Annotated in this window: 16 protein-coding genes; 3 read left to right on the forward strand and 13 right to left on the reverse strand. The window is 42.9% G+C overall.

Going from position 1 to position 19,634, the window contains the following annotated elements:
- Positions 1 to 22: 22 nt before the first annotated feature.
- The 10 genes from BET01_RS02810 to BET01_RS02855 form a co-directional block, all read right to left on the reverse strand.
- On the reverse strand, positions 23 to 1,879 hold the full coding sequence (locus BET01_RS02810) for an ABC transporter ATP-binding protein (protein WP_120195219.1): 1,857 nt from the start codon (positions 1,877 to 1,879) through the stop codon (positions 23 to 25).
- Positions 1,876 to 3,606 carry an ABC transporter ATP-binding protein gene (locus BET01_RS02815; RefSeq protein ID WP_120195220.1) on the reverse strand — a complete coding sequence of 577 codons (1,731 nt, stop codon included), beginning with the start codon at positions 3,604 to 3,606 and terminating at the stop codon, positions 1,876 to 1,878. Before BET01_RS02815 ends, BET01_RS02810 begins: the two co-directional genes overlap by 4 nt.
- Positions 3,607 to 3,764: 158 nt before the next feature.
- Positions 3,765 to 4,943 carry a pyridoxal phosphate-dependent aminotransferase gene (locus BET01_RS02820; protein WP_120195221.1) on the reverse strand — a complete coding sequence of 393 codons (1,179 nt, stop codon included), beginning with the start codon at positions 4,941 to 4,943 and terminating at the stop codon, positions 3,765 to 3,767.
- Between the two features lie 53 nt (positions 4,944 to 4,996).
- Complete coding sequence (locus tag BET01_RS02825; RefSeq protein WP_120195222.1) at positions 4,997 to 5,938, reverse strand: MetQ/NlpA family ABC transporter substrate-binding protein; 942 nt, start codon at positions 5,936 to 5,938, stop codon at positions 4,997 to 4,999.
- Between the two features lie 27 nt (positions 5,939 to 5,965).
- Positions 5,966 to 6,943 (reverse strand): L-lactate dehydrogenase, encoded by a 978-nt coding sequence (locus BET01_RS02830; protein WP_243117099.1) that lies wholly within the window; start codon positions 6,941 to 6,943, stop codon positions 5,966 to 5,968.
- Positions 6,944 to 6,952: 9 nt separating this feature from the next.
- Positions 6,953 to 7,633, reverse strand: a complete 681-nt coding sequence (locus tag BET01_RS02835) for a methionine ABC transporter permease (RefSeq protein ID WP_120195224.1) — start codon at positions 7,631 to 7,633, stop codon at positions 6,953 to 6,955.
- Positions 7,614 to 8,660: a methionine ABC transporter ATP-binding protein gene (locus BET01_RS02840; protein ID WP_120195225.1), complete on the reverse strand. Its 1,047-nt coding sequence runs from the start codon at positions 8,658 to 8,660 to the stop codon at positions 7,614 to 7,616. The genes BET01_RS02835 and BET01_RS02840 overlap by 20 nt, the downstream gene beginning before the upstream one ends.
- A gap of 589 nt (positions 8,661 to 9,249) precedes the next feature.
- A complete protein-coding gene (locus BET01_RS02845; protein ID WP_120195226.1) occupies positions 9,250 to 9,711 on the reverse strand; it encodes a chemotaxis protein CheX in 462 nt (153 codons plus the stop codon).
- Complete coding sequence (locus BET01_RS02850) at positions 9,702 to 10,565, reverse strand: response regulator (protein ID WP_120195227.1); 864 nt, start codon at positions 10,563 to 10,565, stop codon at positions 9,702 to 9,704. Before BET01_RS02850 ends, BET01_RS02845 begins: the two co-directional genes overlap by 10 nt.
- A gap of 296 nt (positions 10,566 to 10,861) precedes the next feature.
- Positions 10,862 to 12,007: a glycosyl hydrolase family 18 protein gene (locus BET01_RS02855; RefSeq protein ID WP_120195228.1), complete on the reverse strand. Its 1,146-nt coding sequence runs from the start codon at positions 12,005 to 12,007 to the stop codon at positions 10,862 to 10,864.
- A 149-nt stretch (positions 12,008 to 12,156) separates the two neighbouring features.
- Here BET01_RS02855 and BET01_RS02860 point away from each other — a divergent pair, with 149 nt between their 5' ends.
- Entirely contained in the window at positions 12,157 to 12,852 is a 696-nt protein-coding gene (locus tag BET01_RS02860) for a response regulator transcription factor (RefSeq protein WP_120195229.1), read from the forward strand.
- A gap of 8 nt (positions 12,853 to 12,860) precedes the next feature.
- Complete coding sequence (locus tag BET01_RS02865; RefSeq protein ID WP_120195230.1) at positions 12,861 to 15,131, forward strand: sensor histidine kinase; 2,271 nt, start codon at positions 12,861 to 12,863, stop codon at positions 15,129 to 15,131.
- A 61-nt stretch (positions 15,132 to 15,192) separates the two neighbouring features.
- Here BET01_RS02865 and BET01_RS02870 read toward each other — a convergent pair whose 3' ends face one another.
- Positions 15,193 to 16,737, reverse strand: coding sequence for a C40 family peptidase (locus BET01_RS02870; protein ID WP_120195231.1), 1,545 nt, complete (start codon positions 16,735 to 16,737; stop codon positions 15,193 to 15,195).
- 165 nt (positions 16,738 to 16,902) lie between these two features.
- On the opposite strand from BET01_RS02870, the gene BET01_RS02875 reads away from it, so the two are divergent.
- Positions 16,903 to 17,709: a ZIP family metal transporter gene (locus BET01_RS02875; RefSeq protein ID WP_120195232.1), complete on the forward strand. Its 807-nt coding sequence runs from the start codon at positions 16,903 to 16,905 to the stop codon at positions 17,707 to 17,709.
- Between the two features lie 74 nt (positions 17,710 to 17,783).
- Here the strand turns inward: BET01_RS02875 and atpC are convergent, their stop codons facing one another.
- Positions 17,784 to 18,209 carry an ATP synthase F1 subunit epsilon gene (gene atpC, locus BET01_RS02880; protein ID WP_120195233.1) on the reverse strand — a complete coding sequence of 142 codons (426 nt, stop codon included), beginning with the start codon at positions 18,207 to 18,209 and terminating at the stop codon, positions 17,784 to 17,786.
- Between the two features lie 16 nt (positions 18,210 to 18,225).
- Positions 18,226 to 19,620, reverse strand: a complete 1,395-nt coding sequence (atpD, locus tag BET01_RS02885) for a F0F1 ATP synthase subunit beta (protein WP_120195234.1) — start codon at positions 19,618 to 19,620, stop codon at positions 18,226 to 18,228.
- Between the last annotated feature and the right edge of the window lie 14 nt (positions 19,621 to 19,634).

The raw sequence follows: 19,634 nt of genomic DNA on the forward strand, positions 1-19,634 counted from the left end.
TTCGTCTTGCTTCTATTTTTTGTTATTCCAGTTCAAAAAGTCCCATATGAAGATTATAATACTTTCCTTGTTGTTCCAGCAACTCTTCATGACTTCCACGTTCAATTACTTCACCTTGTTCTAAGACCAGGATGGCTTTTGAATTTCTTACGGTGGATAAACGGTGAGCGATTACAAACACGGTTCGATCCTTCATAAGCGCGTCCATTCCTTTTTCTATGAGCTTTTCCGTTCTTGTGTCAATGGAGCTGGTGGCTTCATCTAGAACAAGTACCGGTGGCTGAGAGATTGCCGCTCTTGCAATGGCAATGAGCTGTCTCTGTCCCTGGGATAAGTTCCTGCCATCACTTTCTAACAGCGTATCGTAGCCATTTGGCAGACGGCGAATAAAGGAATCTGCGTTGGCAATTTTGGCGGAATCCATAATGTCCTCATCCGATGCATTTAGTCTACCATATCGAATGTTGTCTGCTATGGTTCCAGTAAATAAATGGGTGTCCTGAATAACCAGGGATATGGAGCGCCTTAAATCATCCTTTTTTATGTCTCTGATATCAATGCCATCGTAGGTGATGGTTCCGTTGTCTATTTCATAGAACCGATTCACAAGATTGATGATTGTAGTCTTGCCTGCCCCAGTGGAGCCTACAAAAGCTATCTTCTGACCCGGTTTTGCATAAAGGCTGATTCCATTTAGTATGGTATGCTCTTTGTTATACCCAAACACCACATCGTGAAAACGGACATCTCCCTTTAAGGGGATTAACTGGAAATCACCTCTTTCTCCCGGCACCTTCCATGCAAAATGGCCGGTATAATGCTCAGTTTCTGAAAGAGTTCCATTTTCCCACTCCATAACCCGCTTTAGTGTAACAACACCTTCATCAATTTCTGGTTCTATTTCCATCATATCAAATATCTTCTCAGCACTGGCAAGCGCTACCATGAGGAAGTTAATCTGATTGGTAAATTGATTCATTGGCATAGCACTCTGTCTTACGTATACCAGATAAGAGGCCAAAGTACCAAGATTAATCAACCCGGATAAGGCAAAGAGACCCCCGATGCAAGCTGACACTGCGTAGTTAATATAGGAAAGAGATACAATGGTTGGAACTGTGATTCCAGTATAGCTGGTTGCCATGGTAGAGGATATCCGCAGCTTTTCATTAAGTTCACAGAAATTATCAAAATCCTGTCTCTCATGACGAAAGACCTTTTCCACCTTCTGTCCTTCTACCATTTCCTCTACAAAGCCATTGATGTTCCCCAGATTCTTTTGCTGTTCTACAAAATATCGTTTGCTGAGTATTCCATTATGCCTGATATAGAGTAACATAATGAGGAGAAAGACAACTACGATGAGAGATAGTCTGACATCCAATACAATCAGCATAATAACCGTTCCTACCGATGTAATAAAACTTTGTATCAGCAGGGTGAAGCTGTTGTTCAATGCCTCTGAAATGGTATCCACATCGTTTGTGAAGTGGCTCATCAACTGTCCATGAGTGTGGGTATCGAAATACTTAAGAGGAAGTTTCTGGGTCTTACGAAACAAATCCATTCGGATTTCTCCCACCACCTTTTGGGATACCCGTACCATCATCTGGTTGTAGAGGAGGCAGGAGGTCGCCCCCAGGAGATAGATAATTCCCATAATTGCAATCATCTGGATAAGTCCTTTAATATCACCAGGCACGATAAAATCGTTGATCACTGGTTTTAGTAAGTAAGTTCCTGCAATACTTGATACTGCGCTGATGCACACCAGCACGGCAATGGCTGCCATAGAACGTTTATGATGCCCAAGGTAAGTCAACAGATGACTCATTGCTTTTTTTGCATCCTTTGGTTTTGCTCTTCCTGTTTGCTTCATACAGCCTGGATCCCTCCTTTCTGCTGGGAATAATAAATGTCTTGATATATTTCGTTTTCCTCAAGCAGTTGGTCGTGAGTCCCGATTCCATTGATTCTGCCATCATCTAGGATGATAATCTGCTCCGCATGCATGATGGACGATATTCTCTGACTGATCATAATCTTTGTCATACCGGGAAGTTCTTTTTCAAGCCCTTCCTTAATCTTTGCCTCAGTGGCGGTATCTAGGGCGCTTGTGGAATCATCAAGGATCATGATCTTTGGCTCCCTTAAGATAGCTCTGGCAATGCAGATTCTCTGCTTTTGTCCTCCAGATACATTAACTCCGCCTTGTCCAAGTTCGGTATCATAGCCATGTTCAAGCCGATCCAAAAACTCGCTTACGCAGGATATGTTTACCGCCCGTTCCAGTTCTTCATCCGTTGCATCTTCCTTTCCCCAGTAAAGATTTTCTCTTACAGTACCGGAAAACAGAGTGTTTTTTTGAAGCACCATTGCAATGGAATCTCTTAGATGATCCTGGGTATATTCATAAATTGGATGGTCATCAATATAGATATTTCCTTCGGTTGCTTCATAAAGCCTTGGAATCAACTGGACCAATGTACTTTTAGCGGCTCCTGTCTGACCAATGATACCTATGGTTTGACCTGGCTCTATCTGAAAGGAAATATCGGATAACACATACTCTTTGGCTGTGTCCTTGTACTTAAAATATACATGGTCAAACCGTATGGTACCTTTTTCTATGACACGATCCGTTGCCCGGTCATCATTGATGGCTGGCATTTCATCAAGTACCTCAGAAATTCGTTTCCAGGAGGTTAAGGAACGAGTAAATAAAAGAAATACATTAGAAAACATCATAAGGGAATTTAAAACCTGCAGCACATAACTTAAAAAGCTAGTGAGCGCTCCCACCTTCATGTTGCCCAATATGACCATATTTCCACCAAACCATAAGATGCTTAAGATGGTTCCATACATTACGTACTGCATGGCAGGCATATTAAGAGAGGCCAAGGAAAAGGAACGTTCGGAAGAGCTTTGAAGACTATCATTCACCTCCTGAAACTTCTCGATTTCGTGATCCCCACGCACATAAGCCTTGACCACTCGGATGGCCGTAAGATTTTCTTGTATGATACGGTTTACCATGTCCATGGCCCCTTGCATCTTCCCGTACAGCGGTCTGACATTTTTTATAATGAAAAAAAGAATGACTGCCAAAGTTGGTGCCGCCAGGAAAAACACAAGAGCCAGCTTTGGATTGATACGAAAAGAAACCACCATAGCGGTGATCATCATCACTGGGGAACGAAATCCTGGTCGCAATCCATTGGTAATGGAATTTTGTATGGCTGTAATATCACTTGTCAGCCTGGTAACCAGGGAAGGCGTGCTAAACCGGTCTGTGTTGGCAAAGGAATAAGACTGCATTTTCTGAAATTCCGCCTTACGAATCTCAGCTCCTATTCCACTTCCTGCCCTGGCCGTGTACTTGGCACAGGCATGCCCAAGAATCAGGGAAACAAGTGCAAATGCCACCATCTGGAATCCTTTGACCAGAATATAGTGCTTATCACCAGTTGCAACACCTACATCAATAATATCTGCCATAATCAGGGGAATTACCAATTCGAAAATGGTTTCCACCTGAATGCAGATAACTGCAAGGATAAATTCCTTTTTGTACTTCTTCACATAAAGCAGCAATTTTTTCATGTTAGTCTCTCCACGTGTATTTTATGTTGCACTTGCAACTATTGCATATACAACTATTATATGACTGATTTCTAATTTGTCAATGGCAATCAACATATATCAAAAGAGAAAAAAGGGCTGAAATCCCCTTTTTGTGGATTCCAGCCCTTTGCATCGTTTTATAAAAACCTGCTCTTAGCAGGAATCTTTTTTCTGATCTGAGAAAGCCGTTCTAAGGCCTCACTTAATGTCCCGTCCCTTTTTGCAAAATGAAACCGGATAAGATGGTTTACCGGTTCTTTAAAAAAGCTAGACCCAGGAACTGCTCCCACTCCCACTTCTTTTGCCAATACCTCACAAAATTCCAGATCACTTTCATAGTGAAATTCCTTAATATCCATGAGTACGTAATACGCACCTTCTGGTATGGTGTGAACCAGTCCAATCTCATCTAATCCCTTTAAAAACAGTTCCCGCTTCCTGCTGTACTTAAGTCGCAGGATCTCATAATAATCCGGTCCAAATTTAAGACCTGGAATGACAGCCTCCTGCAACGGCGCTGCTGCTCCCACCGTAAGAAAATCATGAACCTTTCTTGCCACATCAATGATTTCTGCGGAAGCAATGATATAACCAAGGCGCCAGCCTGTGATGGAATAGGTTTTAGAAAGGGAGCTGCAGGAAATGGTCCGCTCCCACATGCCTGGAAGAGACGCAATGTAAGTATGGTGGTGAGGTTCGTAAATAATATGTTCATACACTTCATCTGCAATCACATACACATCATATTTCATTGCCAACTCTGCAATAAAGGTAAGCTCCTCTTTCGTAAACACCTTACCGCAGGGGTTAGAAGGATTGCAGAGAATCAAAGCCTTTGGATGCTTTAAAAATGCAGCTTCCAGTTCTTCCTTATCAAACTGGAATAAGGGCGGGTAGAGTGGTACGTAAATCGCCTCCGCTCCCGACAATATAGCATCTGCTCCGTAATTTTCATAAAACGGGGAAAAGACAATGACTTTATCTCCAGGGTTTGCTACGGTCATCATGGCAGCCATCATAGCTTCCGTACTTCCGCAGGTGACTACAATCTCCCGATCAGGATTAATGTTTCGTCCCATAGGGCCGGATTGTTTCTCCGCCAGGGCTTCCCTGAAATTTTGTGCTCCCCAGGTGATGGAATACTGATGGTAATCCTCATCAGCCACCTCCTTTAATCGGTTCAATATCTCCTTTGGCGGATCAAAATCCGGAAATCCCTGAGATAGATTAACAGCGCCGTGCAAATTGGAAATTCTAGTCATCCTGCGAATCACAGAATCCGTAAAGCTAGCCGTCCGTTCAGACAATTTCTGCATATTCATTGCCTCCTATTTGTATGATATGATATCAAAGATGATTGATTTATCTTTTATTTACTTAGCAGATTCTGATCCCAGCCTGCTTTTATAAAAAATCCACCAAAGTTATCATCAAAGACTTTTTCTGTCTCAGAAGACTGGAAGGCCTTAACCACCTTTTCGTAAGCCGCTTTCTTCTCTGGATCAGATAGATCCTCAGACCGGGCTGCAATTAAATTCCAGTAATTTTCTTCCTTCAGGCTAGTATCTTTAAAGATTGCTTCTTCCGTCTTTAACCCAAAATCAAGGGCGAAATTGCCGTTGACGATTCCTGCTGCCACATCAGCCAGTGCAGATGGAATGGTATTTGCTGCAAGCTCCTGGATTTTAATTTTAACGGTATATGTTTCAATGTCATCAATGGTAGGGCTAAAACCTGCATCCTTTTTTATTTTAATCAGTCCAGCGGACTCTAATACCTTTAAGGCACGACCTCCGTTTGTTACATCGTTTGGAATTGCTACGGTATCTCCGTCCTTTAATTCAGACACAGACTTAACCTTGCTGGAATAGAGGTTTAAAGGAATGATGAACGTGTTGCCGATGGGCTCAATCTTATAGCTGTAGCTTTCGATTTCTTTCTTTAAATAAATGCGGTGCTGGAATGCATTTAAGTCGATTTCCCCATTTGCCAACGCATTATTAGGAGTTACATAATCGGAAAACTGTACAATATCCAGGTTGATTCCTTCGTTTTTTAATGCCTCTTTTGTAGGAGCCCAAAGCTCTTCATAAATACTTCCCACAACTCCAAGTTTTACTGTCACTGTAGCTGCCTTTGTCTCAGCCACTGCCTGGGAGCTTGTTTCCGTGGTCGCTTCTGCTTCCTTTGTTTCCGCCGGTTTGGAATCCTTTAAAGCTGTTGTTTCACTTGGCTTTGAACCACAAGCTGTTAAGAAAAGGGCTAAGGTTGCTGTAGATAAGGTAAGGGTAATTAGTTTTTTCAGTTTCATAATTGTTTCCTCCATGTTTTGTTGTGGTTATAATGTAAGTGCCAGATCAAAGTTATCTTTCATGGTCTGACAGGACTTGTGAAATTCATCTAGTTCCTCTTTTGTTAAATTAAGTTCGATCACATCAACCACTCCATGGCGGTTTAAAAGAGAGGGAGCGCTTGCATAGACTCCTGTTTCCCCATATTGTCCGGTCAGCAGGGTGGATACTGGAAGAATCCGGTTTTCATCTCCAAATATAGCTCTGACCACTTCTGCAATGGAGGCTCCGATTCCAAATTCCGTAGAACCCTTTCCAGCTAAAATATGCCAGCCACCAGCCTTTCCTTCCTCCGCTATGGCTTTTAAGTCAAGAGCCCCATAGGTATCCGGCTGCTCCTGAATCAACTGGGAAAGTGGCTTTCCTCCTATGGTAACCGCAGACCATGCTACCATCTGGCTTTCTCCATGCTCCCCAAGGGCATACGCAAGTATGGATTTCTGATCCACGCCTACTGCCTCTGATATGGCTCTCCTAAGTCTTGCACTATCTAAAGTGGTACTGGTAGAAAGAATCTTCTCTGCCGGATAGAAAAGCGTATGCTGAATATAGTGAGTCACCACATCAGCTGGGTTTGAGATATTTAAAATGATCCCCTGAAACCCAGAGATTCGTATGCCTTCCGCCACTTCCTTTATAATAGCTATAGTCTCCCGCAGAGTATCCATTCTCGTCTGCCCCTTGCTCATATCAGGCAAAGGTCCTGCTGCCACGATCAACAGATCCCCATCCTTTGCATCCTCATAATTACCTGCTCTTACCAAACATCGCCTGGGTAAATAGACTGTGGCATCAAATAGATCCATAGCCTGAGCTTTTGCCTTTTCCTTATCAATGTCTATGTATACGATTTCCTCACAAAGCCCCTGAGAAATGAGAGAATATCCTGCATGAGACCCAACATGACCAGCACCGACAATGATAATTTTTCTTCTTTGAAGCTCCATTTCACTACCGCCTTTCATAAGACCCCGCTAGTGGGTGTTCTTTTTTACAATTCGGTTTCCAATAATCTGAATGATGCTTACCATAAAAACCAGAACCAAAACAGTCACATAGGTCACATCTGTCTGATTTCTGTCGTGTCCATACCGTATGGCATAATCTCCCAGACCTCCTGCTCCTACAACTCCAGCCATGGCAGTCAACCCAAGAAGGCTGATGGCCGTAATGGTGGTGCCTCTGGCAATTCCGCTTATACTTTCTCTTAGATACACCTGGAATATAATCTCTAAGGGACTCTTTCCCATGGAAAGGGCCGCTTCGATAAGACCGTGGTCAATTTCCGCCAAGGCACTTTCGATTTGTCTGGCAAAAAACGGAACGGTTCCAAACACCAAGGGAACGATGGCTCCCTCCACTCCAATGGCCGTTCCCATAATAAATCTGGAAACCGGCATTACACCTGTTAAGAGAATGATAAAGGGAATGGAACGAAAGAAATTAATCACTTTATCAAGGACCTGATAAAGCCCCTTATGAGCTAAAATCCCACCAGATCTAGTTACGGTAATGATGACCCCAAGTATCATACCTAAGACAAAGGAAATGGTGCCAGACCAGAGGGCCATAATAAGCGTATCCCCAATAGCCTGATAAAAGGTGGGAAGCTTACCCATCACATTGGGAATAACATTATAAATTAGTTCCTGCATCCTGAATCACCTCCACTCCTACGTTTTTCTCGGCAAGATACTTCATTGCCAATGCAATCTGATCCCGATCTCCACTCATAATGGCCACCGTTCCACCGATGGGAGCATCTTGAATAATCTCAATATCAGAAAATATAATGTTAAGGTCAATGTCAAAGTTTCTAGAAACCGTGGAAATCAAGGGCTCAGAGACATTTTTCTCCACATAAGACAGGCGAACAATCATCTCCCCTGGCTTTATTCGAGTCACTGGAGAATCCTCTGCCAAAAGCCCCTCAATCTTATGTAAACTGGAAGTGGTCCGAATAAAATCCCTGGTAACCGGCTCTCTTGGATTTGCAAAGATGGAAAATACTTCTCCCTCCTCTACAACCTTTCCTTTTTCCATAACGGCCACCCGTCCGCATATTTCTTTAATGACAGCCATCTCATGGGTTATCACTACTACTGTGATACCAAGTTGCTTGTTGACCTTTTTGAGAAGCTGCAAAATGGATTTGGTAGTCTGGGGATCTAATGCACTGGTGGCTTCGTCACACAAAAGAACCTTAGGATCATTGGCTAGTGCCCTTGCTATGGCAACTCTCTGTTTTTGCCCGCCAGAGAGTTGGTTTGGATAGGCATTTTCTTTGTCTTCGATATCCACGAGCCGCAAAAGCTCTCGAACCTTATTTTCTTTTTCTTCCCGGCCAAGACTGCTCCCCTTTAAAGGAAATGCTACATTTCCAAATACCGTTCTGGAAGGCATTAAGTTAAAATGTTGAAAGATCATGCCAATCCCTTTTCTTGCACTACGAAGCTCCCCGGCCGAAAGAGTGGTAAGTTCCTTGGAATCAACCATTACCCTTCCCCCCGTCGGCACCTCTAATAAATTGATGCATCGAACCAGTGTGGATTTACCCGCTCCGGAGAATCCGATGATCCCAAATATCTCGCCTTTGTCAATGGATAACGTCACATCATCAATGGCATGAACCTGCCCTTCTCCGGTACCAAAAACCTTAGAAATATTTTGAAGTTCAATCACTCTAGTTCCTCCCTCATAAAACAAAGTGTCTGGCTTGCCAAACTCTAGCGCTGTCACGCTGCCACAATAGTGGCAATCTTCTTTATGCGTGTTATGTGCATCCCGCCCGGTAGGGCTTTTTATGTAATGGGACGCAGTTTCCTACTAAATAAAAAAACGGACTCCCGAAGGCTCCCGTTTTTGGTAAGTGGTAAAGCAGTGCAATTTTTATGCATTCCTTACTTGCCTGGATGGGAGTATATAAAATAAACATGATTGCAGCACATGAAAAGCATGGCCATTGTCATGTCCATCGCTTTTTCATAAGAACAACACGCTGCATTCATCATTTTATTCATTGGATCTCCCATCTATACTTATTAACATACTGGTTTTGTTGGTATAATAACACCATGACCCTTTCTTGTCAATAAAGTTTTTATAATTATACATTTTTTATACTGTTTTTTCACAAGCAAAAACGAGCAACATACGGGAGATCCCATATACTGCTCGTTGAACTTATCTCTTATTTTTATCAGACTCTTTCTTTATTAAACTCTACAAAAAAGCATAGTTTTCTAAGTGCTTAGACCTGACAGTCAGAACATTAGCCATTAATGGCAATATTAGTCTCAAACGGAATACCATTTGCGGAAACCTTTACGCAAAGCACCTGATTGGCACTCATCTTTATGGACACATTGCTTCCGTAAATAAGAGTTGGTGTGGAAATATCTACCGTAATTCCCATCTCAGAAAAGAAGGTGGCGGCATTAGCTGTCAGCATGTTGGCAAGTTCTGAAACGGCACTTTGTGCCATCTCATCAAATTCCTCAACTGGCATCCCCATCATCATGGTGGACGCGATGGCTTTTGCATCTTCTAAAGAAAGACAGTACACCACATTTCCCTTTACTTCTCCAACAATACCAACCGTCATAATCACGCCTGTACTGACCAGGTTATCGTCTTTCAGACTAATGCCTTCTTTTTGAATGTCTTCAAAACCAAGTTGTGGCATTACGGAAAAAAATGCCTGTATAAAAGGATTTATGTATTTTACATCCAATGATCATCACCCCTTTGAAATCCGACATTAAGGAGAATCTCTCCAAACTCTGATTCACCAATCACAGAAGTTGTATAGAAACCAGGTGATGTAATGCAAACACTTTCTCCATGCATAATAGTCGGTGGAGCCACTCGTAATCCAAATGCTTTATTCATCCGGTTGATTACGGAGCATGCGTTTCCGGAGATAATATTAGCCAGCTCGCCAATGACTGCAATCACTTCATCATTTGTATTGGTTTCTTTTCTCATAATTGCGGCAGTTATCTCATGAGCCGTTTTCATACTTAGATCTATAAGCATTCTTCCTGAAAACTTCCCAATGATGCCGATAATTATGGTAAGTCCTTTGGATTCAAATTCTCTTTGACATGTATATTCGTCCTGATATGTAATCAGGGACTTAGCCATCTTATTAATTCCATCTAAAAGGGATTCCTTAAAGATAGCAATATTTTTATCCGATAATTCCTGATACAGCTCATCTGAATCCATAACCCGGCTTATCGCTGCCATAAGGTTGTCCTCGTCAATCGGCTTCTGAACATAAGCCGATACCTTGTTGTCCTTTGCTGCCTTGACGATTTCATCGTCCATCATGGAGCTTACGACAATTACCTTAATATCCTTATTAATCTCATGGACCGCCCTTGTACACTCCAGCCCATCTGTTCCAGGCAATGTCATATCCATGGTTACAAGCTGGGGCATCTTATCTTTTATCACTTCCTTAACTGCTTCCAATGTGCCGGCTTCTCCGACCACATTAAGTCCGTGTCTTTCAAGAATTCCCCTGATGTACGCAATTGAAAATGGGGAATCATCCACTATAACTACTTTTGTACCCTCCATAAAAGTATAAACCCTCCTGCTTGAATAATTAGTTTCATTTATTTCTTAGCCTTAAAGATACCAGTTATTCCATATTTTGTCAAAGTTTTTTCTATTTCGACATGTTCTTTTTTAGGCACTTTATAATCAGAGTTATTTCGACCTAGGAAACCTCAATGAAACTGTTTATAAATGAAAAAAATTACGTTTAGCAGCTATGTTTTTAAGTTGAAATTTTACAAAAAAATGTGCTATCTTTTATCAAAATAAAGTGCAGGATAAGGGAAACTACAAATCCCTTACCCTGCATCCTATCTTTAATCCCCAACTTTCCTTGCTTCAAACATCTGACTCAGTAAAAGCCAGTTTGCCCGGAAGAACTGCATTAGCTGCCAGTATCCAGCACCGGTCAAACCATATTCTTTAATTAAATCAAACTTCGCCTGATAGCTTCTCACATCCTCAAACCAGACCTCGTGCTGAACCCCAAATTTCCAGTATCTGAAATAGGGAGTCATAGCCTCCTCATCAAACTGAATCTCCGCCCCATTTTCAATTGCAATCTGAATGGCCTCCAGATTGCTTATGGTTTCTGCTCTTGTCACGCCCCGCTCATAAGGCAGAGGCCAGTCATATCCGTAGTTGGGAATTCCAAGGCTCATCTTATACACGGGAATCTCTGTTAGCGCATACTCCACCACTCTTCTTACCAGGTTGATAGGAGCAACTGCCATGGGAGGGCCGAATGTATACCCCCACTCATATGTCATTAAAAGCACCCGATTCGCTGCCGCTCCCAAAAGTCCATAATCCACGCCCTCATACAAAAGACCGGCCTGATCCGCCGAAGTCTTGGGCGCCAGTGCCACCGATACCTGATATCCAAACTGGTTCAGGATCTCAGTGGTCCTTGCCACAAAATCTGCATAAGCCAGACGATCATCTGCCATAATATACTCAAAATCAATATCCAGGCCACCGAATCTTTTTTCCTGCATCTTAAGTCCCAGATTCCAGATAAGCCGTTGCTGCACCTGGGTGTTATGTACCATGGTTGTCACCAGATTGTTGTTAAAACGCCCGTCAGCTCCAAGGGGCGTCAAGGTTAGAATCGGGCGCACCCCTGCCTCTAATGCCCGGTCAATCATCCAGTCATCGTCAGCCATAGGCGGCACTAAGTCCCCGTTCTCCGTAAATCCGTAAGAAAAGACGTAAAGATCCGTCAAAAACGGTAGGGTATTATCTAAGTTTTCCGGATTAATAAAAGGATAGGCATATCCAAATACATAAAGAGGAGTTCTGTCCTCCGATGGATCATCTCCCCGGATATAAAGCGCCTGACCTATAGCCAGGCGATAGGGAGCTTCGATCTGATTGTCATAGGTCAATGCCTCTACCGAAACGCCCTGTGAACTGGCAATGGAATCTACGCTGTCCCCTTGCTGCACCACATATATTTTCATAACAGCATCCTTTAAACAGAATTGGTAAAGCATATGTGAAAAAATGCCGAAACATGACAGAAAAGCTCTTGGTTTCAAATTTCTTTAGAAAAATGTAAAGTGCTTTTTTACTGCCTACGTTGTATAATAATTGAAAAGGAGGTTTTATTATGCCGAATATCTTAGTATGTGATGATGACAAAGAAATCGTGGAAGCCATTGATATATATTTAACAGGAGAAGGCTTTCAGGTTATAAAAGCCTATGACGGCTTTGAAGCCCTGGAGCTATTAGAAAAAAATGAAGTGGATCTTATGATCCTAGACGTGATGATGCCAGGACTTGACGGGATCCGAACCACATTAAAGGTACGAGAGTCAAGCAGCATTCCTATCATAATCCTATCCGCCAAATCAGAGGACACGGATAAAATCTTAGGACTTAACATCGGAGCCGATGATTATATAACAAAACCATTTAACCCCTTAGAGCTTGTTGCCAGGGTCAAATCCCAGTTACGCCGTTATACCCAGCTTGGAAATATGAATCAGCAGCCTACAGGCACTGTTTTCAAATGTGGGGGGCTTTCTATTAACGATGATAATAAGGAAGTATCTGTTGATGATGAGCTCATCAAACTGACCCCCATAGAATATAACATTCTTTTACTTCTGGTTCGGAATGCAGGAAAAGTATTCTCCATTGACGAAATTTACGAACAGATCTGGAACGAAGAAGCCATCGGTGCAGATAACACTGTAGCCGTGCACATCCGCCACATCCGGGAGAAAATCGAAATCAATCCCAGGGAACCACGCTACTTAAAAGTGGTTTGGGGCGTCGGGTATAAGATCGAAAAACAATAGGAGCGATTATGAAAAAGAGAAAAGAAGCCGCTGCCCTTTTGCATATCATCTTTTCCTTTCTGGTCGTGGTTGGCGTTACCATCATGTACAACAACATCCACTACGGAGAAGGTATTAACTGGATCACCCATGAAACCTATGAAGATACCCCTGAGTTCACCCGCCAGTTAAAGACAGACATTGATGAGATCTTTAATTATGTAAGGTACAAAGAGGTCTTTGAAACAGATGGTAGAATCGATTATTCAAAACCTATCGTTAAAGTTACGGATGGACCCGGATCCATGAAGGAATATACCGTAGATGAGATGATACGCCGGGCCAAATCACAGGGATATTATCTCAATGAACAGTTTAAAGTAAGCGGAGGACAACTTCCAGATTCTGATAATAAGAACCTTAACGTACGGGTGGACTATAGAGCTTATGAACCTGATTTTGTGGCTACCGAACCAGGACAAGCCTTTGTCACTATGGACCAGCTCTCCTATGAGGTTCTTACTCATCTTGGAAATTACTACTCCTTTTATTACCGCTTTATTCAAAACCCAAGCAACTTAAAATTCGAGGTCCGTTACGAGAAATCACAAAATGAGTACAAGCAATACCGCAATGTTGCCGGGAAGTCATTGGAAAACTTTAAATCCATGGGCAAATATCTCTATGTAACCGGGGAATCTCTTTATGTGGATTCTAACTTAACAACCACTCCAAAGGACGTTTCTGCCCAGTTGGAAAAGATGAATCCCTACAACAACGGCAATTATCATATGATTATAGGAGTGGACACGTCCTATCCCTATAGCGACGCTTATGCTCAAGCCTCAAACGCTTACAATCAAGTACGTTTGTTATATATTTTAGGAATTGTAAGCCTGGTCTTTGGCATTCTTGGAAGCGCTGCTACGCTCTATGTATTGATAGGCTTAACCGGTTTGGAAGAAAAAGGACCCTATCAACCTCAAATAGAGAAGCTAAAACAGCTTCCTGCCGAAGGAAGCTTTGTTCTTTATGCCGCTGCCACCTTATGTTCCCTATTCCTGGCAGATATACTCTTTGATAAGATCATCCACTTGTTTCTTTCCTACGAACAGTGGTATTATGGCGAATTGGTTCTTCGGGTTTTAATCTATTACGCCGCTGGCCTGATGTTTTCATTAAGCATGTTAAAACGATATAAAGCAGGCACCTTATGGACCGGCAGTCTATTATTTCGATGCCGGAACAATATGTTCTTGTACTTTAAGAATCACCGCTTTACCACCAGAATTATGTTCGCCTATATTTTTTATCTGGTCTTTAACGTCCTTATGATACTGGCCTTTTGCATTCTTTTTTTCACATACAAAGATCTTGCTTCCCGTATCTTAATGGGAGCCATAGGGTTTTTATTACTTGCCATTGACTATTGTGTCTTTCATAAGATGTACCGTCATGCCTGGGAGACAGACCAGATTAACCAGGCGCTCCTTCATATATCCCTAGGAAACACCACTTACAAAATTGATATCAATTCTTTTAACGGGAAAGAGAGAGAGCTAGCGGAGCATATTAACCACATCAGCACTGGACTGGAAACGGCCCTTCAGGAAAAGGTCAAAAGCGAACGGTTAAAGACAGACCTAATCACCAATGTGTCCCATGATATCAAAACGCCTCTTACCTCCATCATCAACTATGTGGATCTCATCAAACGAGAGGGAATCAAGGACGAAAAGATATTAGGGTATCTAGAGGTCCTGGAGCAAAAATCCCATCGCCTTAAGACGCTCACCGAGGATCTGGTGGAAGCTTCAAAGGCTAGCTCCGGCAATCTAAAGCTAGAGATCTTAAACATAGACTTTGTAGAGCTGATTCAGCAAACCAACGGCGAATTTGAAGAAAAATTCTCCTTCCGCCATCTGGAATTGGTATCTAACCTACCTGATGAATTCATCTTTATCGAGGCAGATGGCAGGTATTTATGGAGAGTCCTTGAAAATCTTTACAACAATGCATTTAAGTATGCCATGGAGCACAGCCGGGTATACGTAGACATCACTACAGAAGATGATATGGTGGTCTTCACCATGAAGAATATTTCAGAAACCGCCCTTAACATAAAGGCGGAAGAGTTAACGGAGCGATTTGTCCGAGGTGACGTGGCCAGAACCACAGAAGGAAGTGGACTTGGAATTTCCATTGCCAAAAGTCTTACTGAGCTCCAAGGTGGTGAGTTTCAACTGCATATTGATGGGGATCTATTCAAAGCAAGAGTTGCATTTCCCATTAAAAGATAACGATAAAGGAGGGAGAGCCAAAAGCTGGCTCCCCCTCCTTTTACATAGGAATCATATATTTTTAACCGAAGATTCTCCAGCCACAGATAAAGTTATTTCTCCACCAGTTGCTTAAAGAACGCTCTACTACTTTTCCATTACTGGAGGAAGCATCAATTACATTACCGCCGCCTGCAACAATGCCAACGTGGCCGCTAACAACTACAATATCCCCTGCCTTTAAATCTCCAAAACTGCTGATCTTTGTGTATTTCCCTACGCTTCTCCAACCAGAAGAGGTTAAGTAACTCTGTCTTACTCCCACCTGATTTAAAGACCAATAGATAAAGCCGGAACAGTCAAAGGAACCAGGCCCTTTTGATCCCCAAACGTAAGGCTTGCCAAGCTTAGACCTTGCGATGGATAAAAGTCCATTGACACCACTGCCACCCTTTACAGGGCCGCCACCGTTGTTGTTACTGCTTCCACCCTTACTGGGGTTTCCTTTGGATCCAGCACTCTTAACACCGCTTCCCGTAAGCTTATTTAGAGTATTCATACCAACAGAGCCGTCTGCCGGCAGACCGTTGTTGTTCTGGAATGCCTTTACCGCATTTTCAGTCACTTCTCCATAATAGCCGGTCACATTAGCAGTTGCTAAATATCCATACTTATTAAGGAGCTTTTGAACATTAACAACAGAATCTCCCTGTTCACCAAGCGTCATTCCGTTTGGCTGAGCTTCTTTGCTGTTTAAAGCCACTCTGGTGGATGGCCCTAAGTATCCGTCCACCACAAGGTCATTACGGCCCTGGAACTGCTTGATTGCCGTCACCGTATCGTTGCCATATGCACCGTCTGCTTCCGTAATTAAATATCCAAGCTCTTTTAAGCGCTTCTGGCTGGCTAAGACTACATCACTCTTTTCCCCGTAAGAGATCAGATTTGGCTTAATCTCCTCACTATACAAAAGGTTGATGGTCTGACGTCCAACTTTACCGTCTATGTTTAAGCCATTGACTTCCTGAAGTTTTCTTACTGCGGCCTCAGTTTCATCCCCAAAGGTTCCGCTCACCTGGGCGGCATTGGCCAGATAGCCAAGCTCATAAAGACGGGTTTGGATTCTTGAAATGTCATCACCAGAAACTCCATTTGATACTGCGTAATACTTCGCTGCCGGTGACATAATGGAGGTAAACGTCTCAGAACCTACAATTCCATCCTGAGCAAGTCCATTCTGGCGCTGATAAACCTTAATAGCCGCTTCTGTAACATTACCAAAATAATGAGTCGGTTCATCGTTATCCATAAAGCCCAAATTCATCAGGCGTTCCTGAAGACTTGCGACCACTGGATGCTCAACACCATTTCTTAAATATTGAGGAATGGGATTATCCTTTTGTTCCGGCACATTGTTAAGCATTGGGAATAAACCTTCCCCTGGAAAAAGCTTTGCAATGGGCTGAAATTCCTCTTTTGCTTCAGAACCAGTTGCGGTAGATGGGGTTGCAGAATTCTTATTAATAGACGTTTCCGTACTGGTGCAGGCAGTAAGAAACGCCGCTGCTGTCGCTGCCAGAAAAAAGGAATTGACCGTTGGTTTTCTCCATTTAATTTTTATGTTCATTTAAAAGATTCCTTTCATATGTAAAATCAGGTCTATTTTAACATAATATTGTCAGAAAGGGAAAGGGAAATTATCTCATTGCGCCCAATGACTGCTTATGATATATTAAAAACATCAGATATTTTAAACATCTGGAATTATATATTTAAAAAAGGAGGGATTTTTATGACCCCGATTTTGTGGGCTGCCGGAGGTACTGGCTTTACATTTTTAATGACAACTCTGGGAGCATCTGTGGTGTTTTTCTTTCGAAAGGACGTAAATCAGTCCGTACAGCGAACATTTCTTGGATTTGCTGCTGGCGTAATGATTGCTGCTTCCGTTTGGTCGCTTTTAATTCCTGCAATTGAAGAAGCAGAAAAAGCTGGAGGTATCGGTTGGATACCGGCTGCAGGTGGCTTTGTATTGGGCGTTCTTTTTCTTATCGTCCTGGATTCCCTGCTTCCTCATCTTCACCCCGATATGAGCAATCCTGGTGCCAATGAAGCAGAAGGAATCTCCTCTACCTGGAAACGTACTACCCTTTTAGTAATGGCTGTTACGCTTCATAATATTCCCGAGGGAATGGCCGTGGGCCTGGCCTTTGCACTGGCTGCCCAGCAAGGCGATAATCCGGCACTTTATACATCGGCACTGGCTCTTGCTATTGGTATCGGTATTCAGAACTTTCCCGAGGGTGCCGCCATATCCCTACCCCTTCGCCAAGAAGGTCTTTCCCCTACAAAGGCATTTATAAAAGGCAGCTTATCTGGTATCGTAGAGCCAATCTTTGGTATCTTAACGGTTCTAATTGCAGGAAGCATAACCCCTCTCATGCCTTGGCTTTTATCCTTTGCTGCCGGAGCTATGATGTATGTGGTGGTTGAGGAATTAATTCCCGAAGCCCATTTAGGAGAACACTCAAACATAGGTACTTTGAGCGTTATGGTAGGATTTTTGATCATGATGATCTTAGACGTAGCCCTTGGCTAAATAATTCTTTTAAAAAGGCGTCTTAAGCCGACTTTTCTAAGCCGGTTTAAGACGCCTCTTTTTTTTATAATCATTTATTTCCTGTCAGATCCCACTTTTTGTTTTGTACGCAGTCTTGCCAATGATCTGGCTAAAGACGCCTCAAAATGGGAATGCTCCTGAAGGCTCTTACCTTGTCTAAGCTGTTCTTCCGCTCGTTCCCTTGCCTCTTCGGCACGGCGCTCATCAATATCCTGGGGAAGCTCGGCTGTGTCTACGAGAATCGTTACACGGTTATTGATGATCTGGGCAAACCCATTTCCAACCACACCGTTGATCCACTGACCATTTCCGTCAAGCAATTTCATCTCACCAATTGATATGGCAATAACCATATTTTCATGATGAGGGAGAACCGCTTTTTCGCCATCCGCCAAAGGAATCACAAGTTCCTGGCATAAGCCTCTATAAAACACCTTATCACTTGCAAGAACCTGAAGGAAAAATGTATTCTTACCCACAGACAGCACCTCCAAGTTAAGCCTCTAATTTTCCGGCCTTTTCAATGACTTCGTCAATGGTTCCAACATTAAAGAATGCAGCCTCAGGATACTGATCCATCTCTCCATCTACAATAGACTTAAATCCACGGACGGTCTCCTTCAGTGGTACATACTTACCTGATACACCAGTAAAGTTTTCCGCAACAGAAAATGGCTGGGATAAAAACTTCTGGATTTTTCTTGCACGGTATACAGTAGTCTTATCATCATCACCTAACTCTTCCATACCTAGAATTGCGATGATATCCTGAAGCTCTTTATACTTCTGAAGAAGCTCCTGTACCTTACGTGCAACTTCATAATGTTCTTCTCCTACCACATCAGGCTCTAAGATACGGGAGTTGGATTCCAAAGGATCAACTGCCGGATAAATACCCTGTTCTACAATCTTTCTAGATAAAACTGTGGTTGCATCCAGATGTGCGAAGGTAGTTGCTGGTGCTGGATCCGTTAAGTCATCGGCAGGCACATAAACAGCCTGAACGGATGTAACAGAACCATTTCTTGTAGAAGTGATACGCTCCTGAAGCTCACCCATCTCCGTAGCAAGTGTTGGCTGATATCCAACGGCTGATGGCATACGTCCTAAAAGAGCGGATACCTCAGAACCTGCCTGAGTAAAACGGAAGATGTTATCGATAAACAACAATACATCCTTGTGTTCTTCATCACGGAAATACTCCGCCATGGTAAGACCAGATTCCGCAACTCTCATTCTTGCTCCTGGTGGCTCGTTCATCTGACCAAATACCAAAGCAGTCTTTGCAATAACGCCAGACTCAGCCATTTCAGTCCAAAGGTCATTTCCCTCACGGGAACGCTCTCCAACACCGGTAAAGATGGAATATCCGCCGTGCTCAGTCGCGATGTTGTGAATCAACTCCTGAATCAGAACGGTCTTACCAACACCAGCACCACCAAACAGACCAACTTTTCCACCCTTTGCATAAGGAGCCAAAAGATCGATTACCTTAATTCCTGTTTCCAGAATTTCAGCTACCGGGCTCTGTTCTTCAAATGCTGGGGGATCTCTATGAATGACCCATTCTGGGCCACCGGAGAGTTCCTCTCCATTATCAATGGTTTCTCCAAGTACGTTAAATAAACGTCCAAGAGTTTGCTCTCCAACTGGAACCTTGATCCCATCTCCAGTTGCAGTTACTTCCATATCTCTGCTCAGTCCCTCGCTGGATGCCAGCATGATGCAGCGGACTGTACCGTTACCCATATGCTGAGCAACCTCCATTACGCAGCGCTTGCCTTCATTGGTTACCTCAAGGGCATCCTTAATGGCAGGAAGCTCACTGCCTTCTAAAAATTCAACGTCTACTACAGGTCCAAGAACCTGAACGATCTTACCTTTATTCATATTGTGTTACTCAC

Source organism: Lacrimispora algidixylanolytica (assembly GCF_003609635.1).
GTDB lineage: Bacteria > Bacillota > Clostridia > Lachnospirales > Lachnospiraceae > Lacrimispora > Lacrimispora algidixylanolytica.